Origin of the sequence: Streptomyces sp. NPDC047315 (genome assembly GCF_040643215.1) — a bacterium.
GTDB lineage: Bacteria > Actinomycetota > Actinomycetes > Streptomycetales > Streptomycetaceae > Streptomyces.
Genome location: NZ_JBEYTZ010000050.1, coordinates 26,607 through 45,812, shown reverse-complemented (window position 1 = coordinate 45,812; position 19,206 = coordinate 26,607). Strand labels below are relative to the sequence as shown.

The following is a 19,206-nucleotide window of genomic DNA, read 5'->3' as shown; positions in this document are numbered from 1 at the left end:
CACCGCATACTGGATGTATGTGGTGATTCCGACAACGCAGCGAGGCGCCGTAGCTGTCGTCGCGCGCCCGCCAGGGATTACGGGACAGCCCTTAGCAGCACTCCCAACACCGGACCGGTAAGTGCGCGACTAGCCTTTATCTTCTGCAATTTTCTCCGACCAACCTCTCGTGTCCCCGAGCCATGCCCTATGAGAAGTGCCAGGGCGGTCAGCTGTACCGATCCGGGCGAACTTGTTCGCTTCCGCCTCAAGTCAACGCGTCTCGGCACGAGCAACCGGTTAGACAGGGGCGGGGGAAATCCCTGTCCGATCCTTGATTTGGGTAGGCTATTCGCCTTGGTCTAGGCCAGTCATTCGCATAGAGGAACAGGAACCTTGCGCCAGAGTGACCTTCCCTGACGGGGGGCGAATCCCGGCGCATCCATCCGGTTGCTGCCGCCTCCCCGCCTTGGGTAAGCAAGACGAACTCGTCGCGCTTATGGGCGGTTTCACTTTGTTCGCGGAGCGGCTGATGGTCTGCGTGAGGCTGTCAGTGAAGAATCGTCACCTGGATGTCAGTGGTGTAGCCCGGGTGACCTGCGAGTTCTTACTGTCGAGTGGTGACGTACTGGCACTGACAGCAGTGACGAAAGGCCAGGTCGATCTCGTGCAGACTCCTATGACAGCTGGATGTTTGCGCAGGTCAGAGGCTTGCAATCTCCGTCGATCGCCGTGGTCTGGTCATGATCAGCTGTATCGATGCTTGGTCTACAGGCTGCAGTGGACGGTGAATGTGCCGCCGGTGAGGGCTTTGACGTAGGAGTGGGCGCCGGCGAGGAGGTGCTGTTGTTCGCTGCTGCAGACTGCTGCTGACAGTCCGGGTTGGGCGATGACGGTGTTGATGTGAGGGCGCAGGTGGGGTGCGCGTTCGCGGATGCGGTACAGCTCTTGGATGCTCCCGATCAGGTACGGCGTCTTGCCGGGATGGCGGGCGGCGTACTTGCCCGCGCGGCGGTCGAGTGTTCGCAGCAGTGCGTCAATGCCATACTCGCGCCATTTCGCGCCGCGGGCTGCTTGGCCGCAGACCTCGTACAGATCGCCGACGCGGGCGCCGGGCGATGGCTCGGACGAGTACTTGCAGTGCACGAGGGTGACGGTGATGTCGGTGTCGTTGGCGGTGATGCCGACAAGGTCGGCGACTTCGCCGGCGCCGTCGTCGTCGAGGAGGATGTCGAAGTCTTCTCGCCCATTGAGGTGGAGGGACATGTAGTGCTGGATCGAGTGGGGGAGTCTGTCGGGTCCCATGGACTCGACTTTGATGTCCACTCCGCTCCAGCTCAATGGGCTCAGGAGTGACAGGTCGAAGGGCGGCAGGTCGGTGCGGGGTTCGAGGAGTTGGTTGTCTGGGGTGAGCAGCCGGTCACCTGTGAGATACAGGTAGGGCTTGTGCTTGTTGATCCACTCGGCGGCGGGAACGGTTGTCTGCCTGTATCTCACCGCGGCGTCGGCGGCGATGGGGGAGTAGACCAGCCCCTGGTCGGTGAAGTCGGCTCTGTAGGCGACCTCCCAAGTGGGGGAGACCAGGGAGAACCTGAAGGGCCCGTCGGGGGTGAAGTCGTCCACGCGGAAGCCGATGTCGGTGACAGGGTGGGCCGTGCTTCCGACGGTGAACGGCGGGCCTTCGCCTGTGCCGGCGCGCCACTCCCACGGCCACTCCAAGCCGAGGAGCGGGAACGGAGGACGTTCAGTCTGGTCGACGGGGATGATGAAGCCGGCCATGACGTTCTCGAGGTCTACGCTGACGTCGAGGATCTTGGTGCCTTGTTCGTCGCACCACTGCGTCCATTCCAGCAGGCTGGGTGCGGCTCGCATGGACCAGAAGCGGCCCGAAAGAGCTGCGCAGACGGAGACCTTGGTTCCTTCATCGACGCCTGAGGCCATGATGTGGGTCTGGCTGCGGTTCCTGCGGGCCTCAGAGTTCAGCGCCTCAAAGACGTCGCTGCCCACCAGGAGCGAGAAGCGGTTGAAGTGGCCGCGGGCGTCCAGCAGCCCGATGTTGGTGGCGACCACCCGCTGCAGGCCGGCGAAGACCCGGAAGGTGTCGATGCCTTTGACTGGGAGGCTGTCGCCGCCCAGGACCTTTTTGGCCAGCTCCTTGTAGTCGCCTCTCTTGTGGGAGCCATAGATGTAGAGCAGGTGCCGCTCGTCGTCGAAGTACATGACGATCAGCTCGTACTCGATCTGCTCAAGAAACTGTGGGGCGCCCCAGTCGACCATGGTGCGGTGTTCCACGACGAACCAGGCGACCTTGCCATCGGCGCCGGTGGCCACCGTCTGTCCCAAGACGCGGTCCTCGCCGTACAGAGTCAGCGCGGCCTGCGGGTCCCAGTCGCTGCTCGGAGCTCGGTGCGCCACTGCGCTCATCTTCGGCTCCAGCGTGCTCACCGCCATATCGGCGGGCACGCCGGCGAACGAGGCGTCGAACTCGCTGAGCTCCTCGCCGCGTGTGGCGCTCTGCTCGGTGATGTCGTGCAGGAGGCTATTCCAGTCTGCGTCCTCTTTCAGCAGGTCACGCAGGGGTGAGCGTGCCATCGCAGGATCCCGTGCGACGAAGACGGAGGCGCTGCCGAGAGGACGGGCGGAGGCCGACGAGGTGCGTGTGAAGCGGCCGATGAGCTGAACCATCGGGCTCAGACTCTTCTTGACGTCGTGTACCGCCGCCACCTTCAGCTGGGGCATGTCGAATCCCTCGCCGAGCATATTCACACACACCACGATGCGACTGCTGCGGTCGTGCATCGCGGCCAGTGCGGCCTTGCGGTCTTTTGCAGGTAGCCCGTCGTGGAGAGCGACCGCACCGAGGTCAGCGGCGAGGCCTTGGTACAGCTCGCAGATCTCGCGGGCCCGCTTGTGGGTGTTCACGCGCGCCATGAGCAGGTGGTCGTACCCGGCGTCCAGGTCGGTGCGCAGCCGCTGCACGGCCAGCTCGGCGATTTTCCGGTCGTTACCCTCCAGGCTCAGCACTGCCTGATAGTCGATGCGGGTGAAGTAGTTCTCGGCCTGCGCCTGACGAAGCGGGTAGCGGAAGATCGTCCGACCGGGGATCTTCTGGCCATCCTCGCGGGAGGGGGTCGCGGTGAACAGCAGCACGCGCCGGTCTTCGAAGCGGCGGATCACGCTTGTCCAGGTCGACGCCGGGGCATGGTGGGCTTCGTCGACGATCAGATGGCTGAACTCGCGCAGCAGAGCCTCACGCGCTTCCGGGGTGCAGTAGTTCAGCACACTCGGTGTGGCCACGACGACATTGCAGGCCGCTGCGAACTCCCGTGCCTCAGCCGCGTCGGTGAAACGGCGGGTCACCCGGCCTACGCATGGCCGAAGCGCGTCTGCGGCGACGATGCCCTGCTTCTGCAGAATGCCCAGTGACTCGAACTTTCCCGCGATCTGGTCGCGCAGCGCTGTGCTGGGCACCAGCACCAGAAGCCGTGAGGGACGGCACGCCACGAGCAGGGTGAGCATTGTTTCGGTCTTGCCAGTGCCAGTCGGCATGACGATCAGGCCTGGTTCGGGCAGCTGCGAGTACCAGTAGCCGAGGACCGAATGCAGAGCGCCGGCCTGCGGCGGCCGCAGCCCGCCTTCTCGTACGAGATCGTGCAACTGGATGGCGTCTGTGTAGGAGTCCAGGACCTCCTGCGGGGTGGACAGCGGCTGAGACCCGACCCACTGCACCTCGCCGTCCAGCTCGCCAGACACCTGCGCGGTCAGGCTGTCTTCCTGGCTGGCCGTGGCAGGCCAGCGCCCGAAAGAGTTGTGAACGAATCGGGATCCGGATTCCTCGCCCAGACTCAAAGAACTTGCCGGGATCAGGAGCTGGCTGACCATGTTGCGCTGCCAGTACCGCGGCACCGCCCACACATCCTCTGTACGCAAACCTGCCGCCACGCCTGCATCACTCCTGTCCGCACACACCCTGGCGCGCCGCACTGAGCCGGACATGCGTGCTGACGCGGCAGGGTGGGCCCCTCGAGGAGCTGCCAGTGGAGTGAGCAGCACATCCATGTGCAGCAGCTGAACCATAATCTGCCTACGACAGCAGAAACGCGGATCAAATCCTGAAAGTGGTTGAACCGGGGGCAGGTACGTCCGGCGGTGGCGCCAGTACCTCCGGAAGCCGTGGCCAGCTGTGGAGACCCGCGCACAGCAAGGAGCGCCCTCAGAGGGCACGCAGTGTGGCTTCAATTGCCTCCACGATGCCGCCGTGGGCTGCCGGTGCGACCCGGTGGGCCCTCCCTACGGGGACCGGGGCCTGCTCCGCGATGCGGTCGAGCACTCGCACGAAGTTCTTGTCAGCGGTGAGGAACACCTCGCAGTCTGGCAGGTAGGCGGCGTGCTGGACATCGATTGGGTTGCCGTTGGTGATCTTCATGTCCGCCTGCACGGTGTCGGCAGCCCACCGGAGCCAATTGCGCGGCATGTGGGTCGCTTCCACCTCGTACAACCAGAAGCGGTTGAATGCCTCCCGGGAGGCGCACATGGCGTGCAGGTCCACCCGTGCGCCGACCCAGTCGGCGTAGGTGGTGTCCTCGTGCGTGAGTACTGCTCGGCGGCCCGTCCAGAAAGCACGCCAGTACACCTCCTGGTTGTACGGCCGCCATGCCGCGATCTTTTCGCCGGGTGCCCATCCGGCCTGCTGCTCCGCCGTCGTCTCCTCACTCGGGGACATCGTGATCAGGGAGAGGTCGCGCAGATTGAACTTGGCCTCGCGCCAAATCTCCTGTTGCTCCTTCTGGTTGTCCACGAGAAACCGCACCGTACGTGCGGTCCGCCGGGCCGGCTCCGCGTCGCGCAATCGTTCGTGCTGCTCCACAGCCTCCCGCCAGACCCTCTTGGTCCAGTAGGTGCGCCATGTTGCCTCGCGTCCGGTGTCAGGCACTGAGCGCAGCCACTCCGGGTGCAGACGTCGTACCTCTGAGACCACTTCCTCGCCCTCCCGGTCGGCCTCGCTACGCAGCCGCTCGTCCGTCGCCGTCGTGATGGCCTGGACGATGGCTGCCCGCATGTCCGAGCGGGGATGCTGCAGCACCTCCAGCAGGACGCTCGGAGCAGTCACCACACGGTGTCCAAGGGAATGGGCAAGCGCCCTGAACCGCTTCCCTGCCCGCTCATCCCCCAGATAGGACCAGATGTTGTTGTCGAGCATGATTCTCACGCTGCCGTCCTTCCCTTCGGACTCCTGCAGACACTGACCTCCCGGGTCAGCACGCATAAGAAGGATCCTTCTCATGTTCGTAGTTTGGCGCACCATTATTCGTCCCTGGCCGTGGACATCCTGCTCTGCCTGACCGCAGCACATACGGCGGTCGACAGCCGAGATCTCTCCCCTTCGGCCGCTGCCGTCGGATGCCGCGGCGGGAAGGGCCCGATGCCCCAGGCAGTGCCCTGCAAGTGTCCACACAGCCCCTGGACACCTCTGCCCGCACACACGATGTCGCGCATCAAGCACCGGCATCGACCGGCTCTCATGGAGTCGACGTGTCCAACCCGGCGGTGAACTCCTGCGGGACAGCACTCTGGACAGCCACCTTCGGACTTATTCCGCCTGGCCCAACCGGGGTTGGCACAAGGATGGAGAGTTCTCGCGATGAGCCCTGTGCAGATCCTGTCCCTACTGCTGGCGATGTCCACCGCCCTCAACATCGCCGTCACAGCCGGCCTGCTGGCCCACCGCGCGGGTGCCGGCGTTCCCCAAGCGCTTCTCACCGGCGCTGGCGCAGCCGCTACCGGCCTGGGCATCTACCTGGCCGCAGTTGCCGCCTACCGGTGACAGGATCCAACCATCAACACCGCGAAGAGCCCCGCTCCAGCAGCTCATCCAGAGACGCGTGAAGTGGGCGTGAGTCGCCTGAGCGCACTGCGGGCGCCGGGATAGCCGGACTTGGCTGCCTGCCGGTACCATTGGGTGGCTTCCTCGATCCGGCCGTCCTCTTCCAGGACCTCAGCCAGCAGGAGTTCAGCTCCCAGATAGTTCCTTCTGGCCAGATTTCTGAGCCAGGCCACAGCCTCTTCGATCTGGCCTGCCTGCTGCATCAAGTCGGTCGCACGGCCCAGAGCTCCGGGGCGTCCACGATCAGCCAGGTCCTTCAGCCAACCGATGATGTCGATGGCAGCACCCTCATCGACGCCCTGCAGGAGGGGAATCGCAAGATCGAGGATGTCGAGATCCGTATTCTCCACCAGTTGCTTGATCCAGTCGGCTGCCTGGGGTTGATCACGCTCAAGCAGTATGTCCACGGTGGTGTAAACGGAGGGGAGGTGGCCTTGCAGGGCGGCTTCCCGGTATTCGGCGAGTGCCTCGTCGAAGCGCCCCAAGCGCTGCAACAGTTCGGCTGCCTTCCTTCGGGCGAAGACGTAGGCACGGTTCGCTGCCGCAGCCTGATACATCTCAAGGGCTTCTTCGAAGTCTTCTGAGCTGTTCAGTGTCTCGGCAGCATCCCATGCTGCCGCGTGGTCGCCGGCCCTGGCTGCCTTCAGAGCAAACGCCAGATGGTCCACGTTCGTGTTTCTGCGGGCCGAGCGGGCGAAGGCGAAAAGATCCTCGTCTTTTGCGTGCTGAAGAGCTGCTTCCCATAACGTGCCTGGAGGGTCCGTCCGGCTATAAGCTGCGCGGCCGTGCTGTTCGAGGTAGTCGGCGAGCCGGTAGTGCGCAGTAGCGGAAGCCTGCTGCCCCGGCCGAGGCCTGATCCGGGTCAGTGTCCCGCGTGCCCCATGACAGGGCCGCGCGCCGTATGCCATCGCCTCTTCGAACCAGTCATCACTGCTCTGATCCCACTCCTGGTCGGTGAGGTATCCCGGAGCGGCCTCCCTCAGGAGAGACTCAGGAATGGCCAGGCCGTTGCCCATCCTGCGGGCATCTATAGCTGCGCGCAGTACGGCTCGCGCTACGGGAGGAGCGTTGCGGAACCGCTCCAGCAAGGACGGGCCACCTGCTAGGTACTGTGTCACCTGGCCGTCTGCGGCCCGCAGAGAGGCGTAGAACAATCGGGGATCATGAAACCCGTCACGCTGGGCAGCCTCCAGTTCAGCCGGGGAGAAGGACGAGGCCACCGGGATGTTGGTGCCTGCCAGGAGCTTTCTGGCCTGCTCGTGCACGTCGGGCGACTGCACGCGGGGTAGTGCAGTGAGCGTGTCCCAGTACTCGGGCCACATGGTGCCCAGGATCAGGACAGGGCGACGCGCCTCATCCTGCAACAGCGCCCTCATGCCAGCGACAACACGTTCGCCCAGCACGCCAGTTGAGGGCATCAGGTAGTGCTGTGCCTCATTCAGCCACACCACTGTTCGCGGACCGACCTTCTGGATGTCGGCCAGTGCGGCCTCAGGACGTGTGGGATCGAAGGGATGCCACAGCCGCCAGTCGTCCCCCAGCATCTGAACGGCTTCCCAGCACGCGCGCGTCTTGCCGCAGGACGAGCTGCCCACGAGCATCGCTATCCCGCTGTACCCCTCCTTGGCGCGGTCGACCAGCTCACGCAGACGCTCATCGTGCGCCCGGGGGATGTACCGAGTGAGAGCAGGCAAGGATGCCGCCCTCTCTGTACCGGCGCCGGCCTCTTCGACATGGGCGTAGGCAAAGGTGTAGTCATCGAGCAGCCAGGTGAAGGGGTAATCGATGCTGTGGTGGACTTCCAGATCGAACGGGTCCAACTCCGAGAGAGGACGACCTACCGCTTGCCCTGCCCGATGTTCACCAAGCGTGGCCTCCGCCTGAGAACGCTGCACTCCGATCCGAACCGACTCAGCCCGGTGACGGGCAACCATCTCGTGCTGCCGGCGCCACCACGATGGATCGAAGAGATGCGCTTCACAGACAGCCAACTCGAACCGCTCGGCAGCAGCCGCAGCACGTAACTGCTCCACCACCTTGACTAGCGAATTTATCTGCTGAGGAAACCGGCTGCCGTCCAGCCATGCCCCGATCGTGGTCGCCGCACGCCCGGCACCCCGAGAAAGAGCCCGGAGGCTCACGCGCTGCGAGAGGTAGTTGCCATGTATCGCGCCGAGTCGCCGCAAAGCAGAGAAGAAGGCACTCTCCTCGCCTGTACCCACTGCGTCCCCTCCTGGCCCGGCCCCGGCACTACGTCTGAACACTCAGAACCTAGTCCAGTTGGAAACGAAGGCGAACGTCGTCTGCCCAAAGCCCGGTGTCGGCGTCGCTCTCCTGCCACCGTCCTTCGTTGCAGATCAGCGTCCGCGGTCCGAGCAGGACTCGGGGGAACAGGGACTGGCTTGGCACCCGGGGCAGGACCTCGATGGTGTCCACGTGGAAGGCGGGCACCTTGAATCCGCACAGATCACCATCGTGGAACAGCACGGATCCGTGGCCGGAGAACCAGGCGACGAGGGTGGAGTCGACCAGGTTGCAGACAACCGGGACGTGAATGGTCCCTGAAGCGGTATCGCAGTCCTTCTCCTCCACCTCCGGCGCCGCCAGGAGGAGTCCCCGGGGGATCGGCTGAGTCTGCGGGTCGGCTGCCGCGCCGAGGAACATCAGGGAGTTTCGGGATTCTGGGCTGGCCATGTCTTTGACCATGACAGGCACCGCGTCCCAGTCGTCCAGGCTCTGGGCGTCGCGGTAGGCCGCCACGCACTGGGCCAGATCGCCCAAGCTATCGAAGTACGTCACATCGAGGGTCAGTCCGTCGCCGTTGTCGAAACGGAAGACCGACTCGGGGTGGCAGGTGGTGAGGAAGTCAAGCAGGACCGGATGGTCAGCAAGGAGAGCGTCGCTGTCCGGGTCGGCGAGCGCCCGCATGAGGTGCACGTGCTGACCGTCCTTCTCGACCCGGGCGGAAACGGTCAGGGCGAAGCCCGCAGGGTAGACGTAACCGAAGTGGTGCTCGTTGGCGGTACGCAGCACCGGTAGTTCCGCGGAGGCGGGAGTGGTCTGGACGCGCACCCTGGTGGGATGGTCCATGACGAAACCGGCCAGCACATACGGCTGGGGCAGGTGCGCCAGGCCCCCCATGACCTTGCCGCTCAGCGCGAGTTTGCGCATCCTCTGGTCACGTCGCTCCGGTTCGCCGAAGGTGGCCAGGTAGAGCGCCTCCTGCTCAGCGGGTGTTCCTTGCTCGAACCATGCATACAGGTCCAGGGATGTGATGAGGGTTGCCTGGCTGTTGGCATTGCGGTGGATCTGGATCTGGACTGGCCCGGTGATCGGTTCGGCAATCTTGCGGGCAGCGTCGGCACGCACCTGCTCAAGGTAGCCGGGGGCGCTGACCTCACCGATCGCGTCCCGGATCTCCGCCACGGGCCGCATGTCCTTGGGGGTGAAGTGCGTGGACTTTTTGGCGGACGCCAGAAAATGGGACAGCTCCACGATGAAGGCGGCGTCCATCATCCGGAAATAGATGGCTGCGGACTTCGGCCCGTTCAGCTTCACCAGGGCGAGACCGGTCGGGAACTGGGCTGCCAGCAGGCACTCGGCATCCGCCCGGTTCAGCCTGATCCGTCCGTCGTCCCGATCCGTCGCGCGGACGCTGAAGCCGACGAAAACTCCGGATACCGGTCCGATCCCGCCGAAGCCCGAGGTCAGGTCCGGCTGGCATAGGAAGTCGAACCCGAAGTCGTGTTCGACCTTGTTGGGGATGATGAAGTTCTCCTGGCAGGAGAGCCGGAACCGGTCCTCTCCGATCGCCCCGATGCGCTGGGCGGCGTTGCGTTTCTTCGGCACGGTCCCCCGGATGGCATGTTCCTGTTAGGCGGGCCGAGTGCGTCTCCTGCCCCCACGGCCGCATCTGCTGCTCGTTCCTCATTATCGCAGCCGCACCGATCGCCCGCACAGATATCTGGTCACCACTCAGTAGCGCTCGCCCCAGCCGCGCGACCCGCGCCGGACTGCGCGGGCGGGAAATCCGGGCTGTCATCCCCGAACGCGCCGACCAGATCGCCAACCGGAAGCGGCGCGGTTCCGCTGGCGGACGGCCACCCACTTCCAATACCCAAGGCCTACAAGGTCCGCAACGTCGCCAAGCACTGCTTCTGCCGCCTCAAGCAGTTGCTGGGGAGCGCGTCAGCGCCGAGCTGCGATGGGTCAGGGAGAACGCCCGGGCCACTCCATTGCCAGCCAGCTGACCCGAGCGGTCGGCCGAACCCAACCGCGATGCCGGAGTTCTCGCCGGGGAGGTCCGCAGCCAGGCGCGGCAGGCTCGTCGCGGGCCCGAACCTGCGGCTGCCGGCCCTCTCATCTCACCAGGGAGGCGCGGTTGTGCCCTGTGCCGTCAGGCCGTTGGCCAGCAGCGCCCTCCAGCTGCCGCCGGGATCGTCACATGCCCGTTTCCCGGCCAGAACCTCAAGAGGCTCTCTGTCGCCGGTGTCAGCGGCGATCCGGGCGAGGGATTCAGCCCGCGTGTGTTCTCCGGCGGCTTCCAGACGCATGGCGAGCATGCCGGGAGCCCAGGGCATGCCCGCTTCGTGGGCGCGCCACAGCAAGGGCACTGCCACGTCCGCGTTCCGTTTCTCTGCCAGCTGCCGCACGACCGAGGTCCCGAGGGAGGCGGCCGCGTGCCAGGCCAGCCGTTCGGCCGTGTCGAAGCTGCCGGTCTTCTCCCGCTCCCGGATCAAGTTCCACAGTGGCTGTGTGTAGTTGCCGGCTGCGGCACGCAGGGCCCACTGGTCGGCTTCTTCCGTAAGGCCGGCGTTCTCCGAGTCCTCGACCATGGCCGCATAAGCCTGCGCGATGCCCGCGGCAGCCGCGCTCTTCAGCAGGGCCTGCGCCTGGGCCCTGTCGGCGGTCGCATCGTGGCGGGCACGGTGGGCCAGTGTCCATAGAGCCCACAGCTCGCCCTCGGCCGCCCTTTCCATGAGCAGCGCCTCACCGTCCCTTTCTGCTCCCCGCTCGTGCAGGCGGCGGATGAGCATCTCCAGGGCCCACCGGTTTCCGCCATCAGCGGCGCTGCGCAGGGCCTTGTCGCCTGCTTGCTGCCCCTCAACCTCGTCCAGGAGGGCCACCAGTTCACGCAGAGCCCACGTCTCGCCCGAAGGCATCGGCAGCTCGCTGGGGTTGATGAAGTCCGTCAGGGGCCTTGGACCAGCCAGGAGATCGATGAGACCGCCCTGCGTGGAACGGAGCCGGCGCCGGCGTTCCATCACGGGGACAGCATGGCGGTAGTACCGGACTCCGTCCGCAGACTGTCCCTCGGCGACTGCCTTCTGTGCGAGCAGGTGCAGCGGCCGCGTCTCACCGTACGCGAATGCCTCCACGGCAGCCTTCTCGGCCTCCTCCGCAGAACCGGACTCGGCCGCGAGAAAGGCAAGCTCACGTACCGCTTTGCCGTCTCCTGCCGCTTGCAGGATGCGGCGGGTGCGGTCAAGGTCACCTCTGGACCGAAGGTCACTCGCATACGCACGCAGCACCTCCGTATCACCGCACCGGGCCACGTCGTCGTACCAGCGGGCAGCCTCGTCAAGCTGGTCGTCTTCCTCCAACGCCCTGGCCAGAATGAGCTGAGCGGCTGGCACACCCTTGTCCGCCGCCTCTCGCAGCACCTCCTCGGCACCTGTCAGATCTGCTGCGTCCACCAGCTCCCGCAGGTGTTCCTCAAGAGCCTCCACATGGCCTGCGAGGGCTGCCTGCCGGCGGACCTGTGCGGCTTCCTCGGGCCTGTCGCGCTGCTGCCACAACCAGGCCAGGCTCAGAGCGGAACGCGTGTCACCGCTGTCGAGGACCTGCTGATAGAGCAGCGTCGCCTCCTGATCACGCCATCGTGCCTGAGCCGCCCTGGCCAGCGATGTCAGTACCTGAGGCTCATCCAGATGCCGGCGTGCCGCCTGCCAGAACGATGCCGGGGGAGCGGCGTACCGGCGCTCCTTGCGACCCGTCTGGTCCAGATAGTCGGCCAGCAGGAACCGGGGTGTGCTGTCGGAGACGCCAGGGCGGGTGCGGACCGGGCTGAGCATGCCCCGCACGCCGCGGAACGGCGTGGTCGCGTAGGTAAGGGCCTGTTCGAACCAGTCCTCGCCCAGGGCGTCGTACTCGCTGTCGCTCAGGTACCCGTCCGCGGCTGCTTCCAGGAATCCCGGCGGTATCCGCGACACTCCACCGAGGCGGGAGAGGTCCATGGCGGCCCGGACCAGCGCGGCCGCGCCAGGCGGAGCTGTGTGATACCGGTCGGTCAAAGCAGGAGCACCGGCCAGATACTGCGTGATCTGGCCGTCCGCCGCCCGCTCCATCGCCTCTGCCAGCCGCGGATCGTGTGCACCGACCGCACGTATGTCGTCGCTTACGGGCTGGTCGAAGGAAGAAGGCACGTGGACGGCCCGGCCCGCAAGCAGCTCACGTGCCTGCGGATAGCGGTCAGCACCCATGAAGGGACGGTCGGTCATCGCGGTCCAGTGCTCCGGCCAGACGGTCGCCAGGACAAGGACAGGACCACGCTCTGGATCCTGAAGCAGCGCGCGCAGGCCCGCTGCCACCCGCTCCGCTTCCTCGTCGGCGCTTTCCCCGACGTACCGCTGGAGCTCGTTGAGCCAGATCGCAGTGCGCGGCGCAACGCCTTCTTCCAGGGCATCGGCCAGCGCCTTGGCAGGAGTCGGGACGAGCGGGTGCCACAACCGCCACCCTGCCGGAAGCTCCTGCACCGCCTCCCAGCATGCCCGGGTCTTGCCGGCCGACGAACTCCCGACCAGAACCACCATCCCGCTCGACCCGGCCCCAGCCTGCGCCACTACCTGCCGCACCGCGGCGTCGTGCGCCCTGCGCATGTACAACGGCAGCGCCCCTCCTGCGCCGGAAGCTGCAACTGCCGAGGGGTGTACTTCCCACTCGCTGCACGCGTCGGCAGCCTGAAGAGCCGAAACGAGCGTTCCCCGTCCCTCAGTGGCAGCGAGGGACTCGGCTGTCACCACACGGGGGCGAGGCGGACGCCCGCCGCGCAAAGCCCGCTTCTCCGCGCAGGCCTCCTCCCACAGCTTGGTCCACGAGACGTCGGGGACCGGCTCACCTTTCCTGCGGGCCAGTGCCGTGAGGTGTCCGAAGAGGAACCCGACAGCTGCCCGGTTTGAAGGAACGCTCTCTCCCTTCAGCCAGGCACCCAGCGAAGACGTGCTCAGCGAAACAGCCGGAACCTGCTGCTGCCCTGCACGGACCAGCGCCTGGAGAGTCGGCTTGCCCGCCTTCAGGTGGAGACCACCCAGCACGCTCGCGAGCTCCTGGGCCGCCGTCCGCCCTGCCATCCACCACCACCCCATCCGGGCCACGCACTCGCCGGAAAACCTGTTATGCGGGCCCTGACCAGCGTAGACGTTCCCGGCAACGCGAGCGAACGTCGCCGGAAACTCCCCGGACGAGGCCGAATCACCTCACCACGCCATGAACGGCGGGGTCGACCCGTGAGGAGACCAACCGTGCTTACCCTGCTCGAACTGATCAACGAGCCCATCAGCGCCACCGTCATCGCCACCCACAGCCTGACTGTCGCCACCACCGCTCTGATGGCCGTTCTCGACCCGTCCGCCGAACGCAGGAAGGAGGCCCGCATGGTCCTGGCCCTGCTGCTCGGCCGCGACAGAAACGACCAGTGACGCAGAGCAGGTGCCCGCCGATGCCCAGAGGTAGATGTCGCCGGGCACCTGCCGTCCGGCGGCCAAGATTCACCGCCTGGTGATCCGCCCCTGCGAGGTTGAGGACACCGATCAGCTGACCGCTGGAAGTTCACCGGCGTGCTCGACGCCGTCACCGAGATCGGCGCATCACGTGCGCCGAGGCGAGAAAGCACACCGCCGGCGAGAACGCCCCGAGCTGGACAGCACCGAAAAGTCCCTCTCACCACCTGCGCGCGGCGGACCGCCAACCGGAGGCGAAGGCCCCCACGAGGGGAATGCCCAGGCACTGGCGGCAGCCGAAGAAGGCGGCGGGCTCGTACGCCGTCCCACCGCACACCCTACGAGCCCCGCAGCCTGCGCGGCAGCTCCCGGCCGCCCGCCCAGGGGCAACGTTGAAGGGACATCTTTGCAGGTCAGAAGTTGTCCGCCTTTCCGTCCCGTGTTCTGCGGACCAAGGAACGCTGGATTGCCGGGCTCGATGCCCCGAGAGTGGAGCCGTGCAACCTACTCACTACCGCGTACTGGTGGCTGTCTTGGTGGGGCTGCTTGCGGCTGCCGCAGCCGTGATCCTTGCCCAGGTCGACTCCGAGCCGGTCACGAAGGCCGTACGGGACGCCGCCGTGGCGTTCGCCGGGACGACAACTCTTGGTCTGCTGCTGATCGGTGCGCTCCGCAGCAATCGTGGTGGGGGAGCCGAGTGAACCGGTACTGGACGGAAGGTCTGATCGTTGAGCCTTCCAGTCTTCACGACGGAGACGAGGTCTGGTTCAAGGACCGCCCGGTACAGGTGGCTGGCCATCTCTTCCCGCCTCGCTTCCGCATCTGGCTGAGCTGCAGCGCCACCGGCGTGGACATGTGCGTCGCGCTCGAGGTCGACCGCGGAGGGTTCGTCGAGCAAGAGAACGCCACCACGGTTGGCGGCGTGACTTCGGACCAGGAGAAGGACCGGATTCGAGCTTCTGCTCGCAAGCTCGCCCTGCCGCTCGCTCTGTCCGTGATTCCCTATGGCCCCTTCAGGAGTACCAAGGAGGGCTGGGAGTGGATCGACGACGGATGGGGGCCACCACTTGTCGGAAGGCTCTGCGATGTTATGCCCGATCCGCAGATCGCCCTCGTGAGGGAGCTCCGGCGCCGTACGGGGCCACGATGGTGGGGCACCTACCTGCCCCGTATCGAGAAGACCGCGCAGATCATTTGGGATGCACCAGCCGATCTCTCCACACGCCAGGTGATTGAGACCCTCGTCTGCCCCGGCATGCATGTTGGACGGACCACGGCGTACGAGGACCTGGCCGCTGCACGTGAACTGGGCCTGCTACCCGAGCGCCGCGTGCCGTAACAGGCAGCTCTGCCGTGCGCCGCGCGTAAGAGCGCTATGGCAGGCCAGAGTTCGTTCTTCGTGGTCCGTGTTCGGTGAGATGCAGGCGGTGCAGGTCTTCGTGGAGCCAGGCGTAGGCATAGCCGGTCGCGGGAGCATCGTCGAAGACTTCGGGTTCGCTGACGACCGGCGTGCTCGGGCGCGCCCATGGGGACCTTGTCGGCTCGTTTCCGGGTGGGAGAGGTGGGACCGGAGCGTAGAGGTCATCCTCTGACGGCACGAGACGGACGCTGACCGAGCTGCCCGTCGAGGGGCGGAGGGAGAGCCGCATGAGGGGTGGTTCGTAGGAGTCACTGTCCTGGGGCGGGGCTATGTACAGGTCAGCGACCAAAGTGGCGGGGCAGGCGCTGGCCAGGCCGAGGACCTGCTTGAGGTGGGGGAACCAGGTGTCGACGAGCGCGGTGTAGATCTCAACGGCAGCGGTGAGGACCTGCTCGGTGCGCAGCCTGAGCTGTGGAGGACTGTAGGTGTTCCAGACCCAGTGCACGTGGGGACCGTCTTCCTGGTCGGGCACAGCATAGGGGTAGTGAAGCATGCCGCTGTCGCCAGCCCATTGACCACTGCCGAGTTGCTCGTCAATCCGAAGCAACTCCGCCTGTCGGCCGCTGAACTGGTGACCGTAGCTCGACCGGACAGGCAGGCTTCCCGTGGAGTAGAGGCTTTGGCGCAAGGCCTGATGCGCTTCGTCTGCCTGCAGCGGTGCAAAGCGCCGGCGTGAACGTCTCAGCAGGCCTGTGCTTGCCAACCACAACCGCTCTTTTGTGTAGGCGTCGCAGTCGGCCAGGTCAAAGTCTCTGCGCTCGCACAGCGTGTGCAGGTACGAGGCGACTATGCCCAGGGTCTCCTGCCAGGGCCAGGCGGCGTAGTCCGCCGCAACTGGCCCGGCCGACGCCGCCAGGGGACGTATTTCACGCGGCTCTGCCCAGCGATGGGAGACTGGGATAGCGAGTCCCGGCGTGTGGTCGGCATGGCGACGCAGGATTTGCAGTCCCAGCTCGTTGCCCTCCAGGCGGGCATCGACCGTGACGGGACCAGACCATCTTGTGTAGAGGAAGATCAGGTCACCTGCCGGGCCGAGACCTTGTTGCCAGGCCTCAAGTGTCGTCTGCAGGCGCTGGCTGACCAGACTGGCAGGCATATCCGGCCACAGACCTTCTCCCTCATGCACAGTGCGAGGGATGGCCTCGTGGACGGCCCAGGCCGCGATGCCCGGCTGGGTGCGCAGCAGAGGTTCAAGCACCGTTCGTGCCGCCTCCCAGCCTGCCGAGGCGACCGCCATGGCCAGCCCGTAGCGCCAGCGGTCCAGCAGCTCTACGTTCTGCGTCACCTCGGCAGGTACTCCGCCGGTCAGCAGAGCCTGACCAGCGAAGTACTGCTCGAGCACGGGTAGAGCGAACGCCAGGTGTCGCTCGCCGACACGTACCACAAGTCGGGTATCCAGCAGCGCGTGCATGTCGCCAGGACTGCCCACGTCAGCGGCCGCTGCCAGACCAGCATTGCTCACACACTCCGTGGCCAGCCGCTGAAGCAACCGCTCGGCGCGTTCCTCCTTGGCCTCTTCCGCATCGCGCAGTGCCCGGGTCACCAGCGCCTGCAGGAAGACCAACGGGTTGTTTGGCAGAGGGCTCTGATTGCGCTGCAGGCCGGCTGCGATGATGGCGAACAGCGGCCGACGCAGCACTTGGCGCACCATGCCCGGCTGACCGCCCACGGCAGATCCGTTCCCGCCGAGCCGGTCGATCAGCAGGGCCGTCTCATCCTCGTCCAGCTCCGGCATGATCCGGCGAACCGAGTCGTGCAGCTCCAGGCCGGGACGGGCCGTGAACAGGATGCGCCAGCACTGCCCGGCCGTCGATGCGGTCCAGCTGAGACCTTGATCCAGCAATTCCTTGCCGCGGATCGGGCCGGGTTCGTCCAGTCCGTCCACCACCAGAGCGACACCACGTGTTGCGGGATCACCGATGGGACGTGCTGCCCGGATCGCCGCGTCGACCACACCGCCCTGAATGTGCTTGGCGTGGAGGTGAACAGGAATGGGGGCCTGCGCATCGGCGCGGGCCGCAGCGATGTCCTGCTGGTGCTTCCGCTCCGCTGCCAGTGACTTGCCCGCCCCAAAGCCACCCTCCAGGACCACTACACGGCCTTCGGACGAGGTGACCATCGCAGAGGGAAGGGATCCCAGCCGTGGGGTATCGGCGAACGCGCACGCCACATCGAGCGGAACGCCAGCCGCATGCCAGCGCTGCACCATGCGGGCCCGACCTGCGGCAGCCAGGTCATCCAGCGTTCTCGGCCCTCCGTACGCCGGATCCATGAGCACCGTGTTGTTGTGCCCATTCAGGATCAAGCCAGCATCCCCGCCCACCGCGACGGCCCCGTCACCCGACGCCGACACCTCACGCGATTCAGCTGAACCTTGCTGGGAGCTACGGGACCACCTGTTCTCCCACCCGATGCCGAAACGGCTCCGCCAGGACTTCACGCGCTGATCCCGTCCCCCACGCTCGCCCAGCCGATGGAGCTCCAGCTGTCTCTCACGTGTTGTTGTCGCCTGTCACAGCCTCACCGATCGAATCACCCGCCGCGACCGACTTCGAGCCTGACGCCTCCACCGCTCCACCCGGCGCTGCACCACCCGGCGCAACGGCCGGGGCTGGCCCCGATACCTGATTGCCGTCGCCCGTTACGGCCCTGCCGATGCTACGACCGGCCGCAACCGCCCCCGGGCCCGACGCCGTAGTGTGATTCTGCTGCTGACCGGATTGAAGCAACAGCGCCCGCACGGTCAGGACGACGATGATGATCGCGGCGGTATCAGCGACGAAACCCGCCACCGTCCCCGCGGTCCCAAGACCTTTCAGCCACAGCAGCAGCGTCAAACCCACAACGACCAGACCAGCAGCCGTCGCTACCGTCCACAACACGCCCCTGCGCCAACCTGTCAGCATCACCACTCCTGCTCATCTCTACTGCCAAGCAACCTAGTTGCGAATCCTGGGTCCGGCCGCATCATGTGTCGGCAGGCGGCTCGCGACGTTCCACGCCTAGCGCGCCGCGGGACCAGAAGTCCAGACTGGGAGCACCGGGCATCGTTTGTGTGAACGAAAGCCAGCGCTGCCTCTCGCCGTAATACAGCCTGTAGACCTCGGCATCAAAGGCTTCACGCGTGACCAGTGCCACCACACCGACCGCGTCCCCGGCGTATGCGTCGTTCATCGCCGTGGTCCTGGAGTGCGACTGCAGGGCATCAACAAGTGACGGACTGGAGATGCTGGAGCCGTCGAACTCCCCGAACCCGGCATGCAGCATCAGTCGTACCTGCGGCAGCAGATAGCCCTCCTTGCGTGTGGCTCGTTGCCAGTCTGTCGCCATCAGCTGATCCAGCTCGCGAAGCAGGAGCGCTCCGAGCGCGCGTACATCATCGGCGCCAGTGAACAACAGCAATGTGTCGCCATTGTCGAGCTCCTGGCCGTAGGCGATCACCCCGTCGGTGCCTACCTGGCGCAGGGCGTGTTCGACATAGGAACGCACCAGGCGTGGGCCGGGATGCAGCGAGACGTCCTGGCCCACCCAGTTCACGATGCCGACAAGCACAGGAACGATTACTTTCCCCCTGGCTGCGGCCAGAGGCTGAGGCATCGCCGCCACCGCTGCCGGCCCTGGTCCATCCTTCTCGGCGCCGCCGAAGAGCATGTAACAGTTGATGACGTTCACATCGCCAGCTATGACGACGTTCCCGTCGCCGGTTACAGCGGTGGTGATACTGCCCGCGGCCGCAACGGCCCGTTCACCTGAAGCCGTTGCCGAGGATTGTGCCTGTGGGCCGAGGGACGACTCCGACACGGAACCTCTGTTTCCGCTTCCATCCCATGCACAGTGACTGGGACGAAGCCTCATCGGGTCAAGACGTCATCAGCATAGGACCGGTCTCGGACATGCACGGGGTGACTGGAGGGCTGAAGCGGCAGAGCGTGCCGTGACGACGTCCCGTGATGACCGCCATAGGCTTGCAACTTTCGTGGCTCCCGCCACACAGCAGTGTCACGTGCTCCGCTGTCCTCATGCGCCGGGCGGGGAGTTGGTAGATCCATCGAAGGGCGCTCTGTCGGTGTCTACCACCCACTCGGCGGCGGTCAAGCCGGGTCCGCGAGTGCCGAGCCCAGCCAGGCGTCGGTGGCAATGGGCGGTCGGTGTAGTTGCTCGGGCCATGGGCTGCAGCAGATGGTGAAAGTACCTTCGGTGAAGGC

The 19,206-nt window shown here is 65.9% G+C and carries 12 protein-coding genes and 1 pseudogene; 5 read left to right on the top strand and 8 right to left on the bottom strand.

Annotated elements, in window-relative coordinates; translation table 11 throughout:
* Positions 1 to 747: 747 nt before the first annotated feature.
* Entirely contained in the window at positions 748 to 3,921 is a 3,174-nt protein-coding gene (locus tag ABZ842_RS35860) for a DEAD/DEAH box helicase family protein (RefSeq protein ID WP_361546950.1), read from the bottom strand.
* Positions 3,922 to 4,192: 271 nt separating this feature from the next.
* On the bottom strand, positions 4,193 to 5,179 hold the full coding sequence (locus ABZ842_RS35855; RefSeq protein ID WP_361546947.1) for a hypothetical protein: 987 nt from the start codon (positions 5,177 to 5,179) through the stop codon (positions 4,193 to 4,195).
* Between the two features lie 441 nt (positions 5,180 to 5,620).
* Here ABZ842_RS35855 and ABZ842_RS35850 point away from each other — a divergent pair, with 441 nt between their 5' ends.
* A complete protein-coding gene (locus tag ABZ842_RS35850; protein ID WP_361546944.1) occupies positions 5,621 to 5,803 on the top strand; it encodes a hypothetical protein in 183 nt (60 codons plus the stop codon).
* Positions 5,804 to 5,847: 44 nt separating this feature from the next.
* Here ABZ842_RS35850 and ABZ842_RS35845 read toward each other — a convergent pair whose 3' ends face one another.
* Together ABZ842_RS35845 and ABZ842_RS35840 are read right to left on the bottom strand one after the other, a co-directional pair.
* Positions 5,848 to 8,085, bottom strand: coding sequence for a hypothetical protein (locus ABZ842_RS35845; protein ID WP_361546941.1), 2,238 nt, complete (start codon positions 8,083 to 8,085; stop codon positions 5,848 to 5,850).
* Positions 8,086 to 8,134: 49 nt separating this feature from the next.
* Entirely contained in the window at positions 8,135 to 9,712 is a 1,578-nt protein-coding gene (locus tag ABZ842_RS35840; protein WP_361546938.1) for a hypothetical protein, read from the bottom strand.
* A gap of 143 nt (positions 9,713 to 9,855) precedes the next feature.
* Between ABZ842_RS35840 and ABZ842_RS35835 the strand changes: the two are divergent.
* A pseudogene (locus tag ABZ842_RS35835) lies at positions 9,856 to 10,113 on the top strand (IS5/IS1182 family transposase); the annotation flags it as partial.
* Positions 10,114 to 10,227: 114 nt separating this feature from the next.
* On the opposite strand, the gene ABZ842_RS35830 reads toward ABZ842_RS35835, so the two are convergent.
* Positions 10,228 to 13,212 carry an ATP-binding protein gene (locus tag ABZ842_RS35830; protein ID WP_361546935.1) on the bottom strand — a complete coding sequence of 995 codons (2,985 nt, stop codon included), beginning with the start codon at positions 13,210 to 13,212 and terminating at the stop codon, positions 10,228 to 10,230.
* A 171-nt stretch (positions 13,213 to 13,383) separates the two neighbouring features.
* Between ABZ842_RS35830 and ABZ842_RS35825 the strand changes: the two genes are divergently transcribed.
* From ABZ842_RS35825 to ABZ842_RS35815, 3 genes are all read left to right on the top strand, one after another.
* Positions 13,384 to 13,560, top strand: a complete 177-nt coding sequence (locus tag ABZ842_RS35825; RefSeq protein ID WP_361546933.1) for a hypothetical protein — start codon at positions 13,384 to 13,386, stop codon at positions 13,558 to 13,560.
* 545 nt (positions 13,561 to 14,105) lie between these two features.
* Positions 14,106 to 14,282 (top strand): hypothetical protein, encoded by a 177-nt coding sequence (locus tag ABZ842_RS35820; RefSeq protein WP_361546930.1) that lies wholly within the window; start codon positions 14,106 to 14,108, stop codon positions 14,280 to 14,282.
* Entirely contained in the window at positions 14,279 to 14,920 is a 642-nt protein-coding gene (locus ABZ842_RS35815; protein ID WP_361546928.1) for a hypothetical protein, read from the top strand. Before ABZ842_RS35820 ends, ABZ842_RS35815 begins: the two co-directional genes overlap by 4 nt.
* Positions 14,921 to 14,954: 34 nt before the next feature.
* Here ABZ842_RS35815 and ABZ842_RS35810 read toward each other — a convergent pair whose 3' ends face one another.
* The 3 genes from ABZ842_RS35810 to ABZ842_RS35800 all read right to left on the bottom strand — a co-directional run bounded on the left by ABZ842_RS35810 (position 14,955) and on the right by ABZ842_RS35800 (position 18,673).
* Positions 14,955 to 17,306 carry a hypothetical protein gene (locus ABZ842_RS35810; protein ID WP_361546925.1) on the bottom strand — a complete coding sequence of 784 codons (2,352 nt, stop codon included), beginning with the start codon at positions 17,304 to 17,306 and terminating at the stop codon, positions 14,955 to 14,957.
* Between the two features lie 187 nt (positions 17,307 to 17,493).
* Positions 17,494 to 17,907 (bottom strand): hypothetical protein, encoded by a 414-nt coding sequence (locus ABZ842_RS35805; protein WP_361546922.1) that lies wholly within the window; start codon positions 17,905 to 17,907, stop codon positions 17,494 to 17,496.
* 61 nt (positions 17,908 to 17,968) lie between these two features.
* Positions 17,969 to 18,673: a hypothetical protein gene (locus tag ABZ842_RS35800; RefSeq protein ID WP_361546919.1), complete on the bottom strand. Its 705-nt coding sequence runs from the start codon at positions 18,671 to 18,673 to the stop codon at positions 17,969 to 17,971.
* Positions 18,674 to 19,206 lie beyond the last annotated feature (533 nt).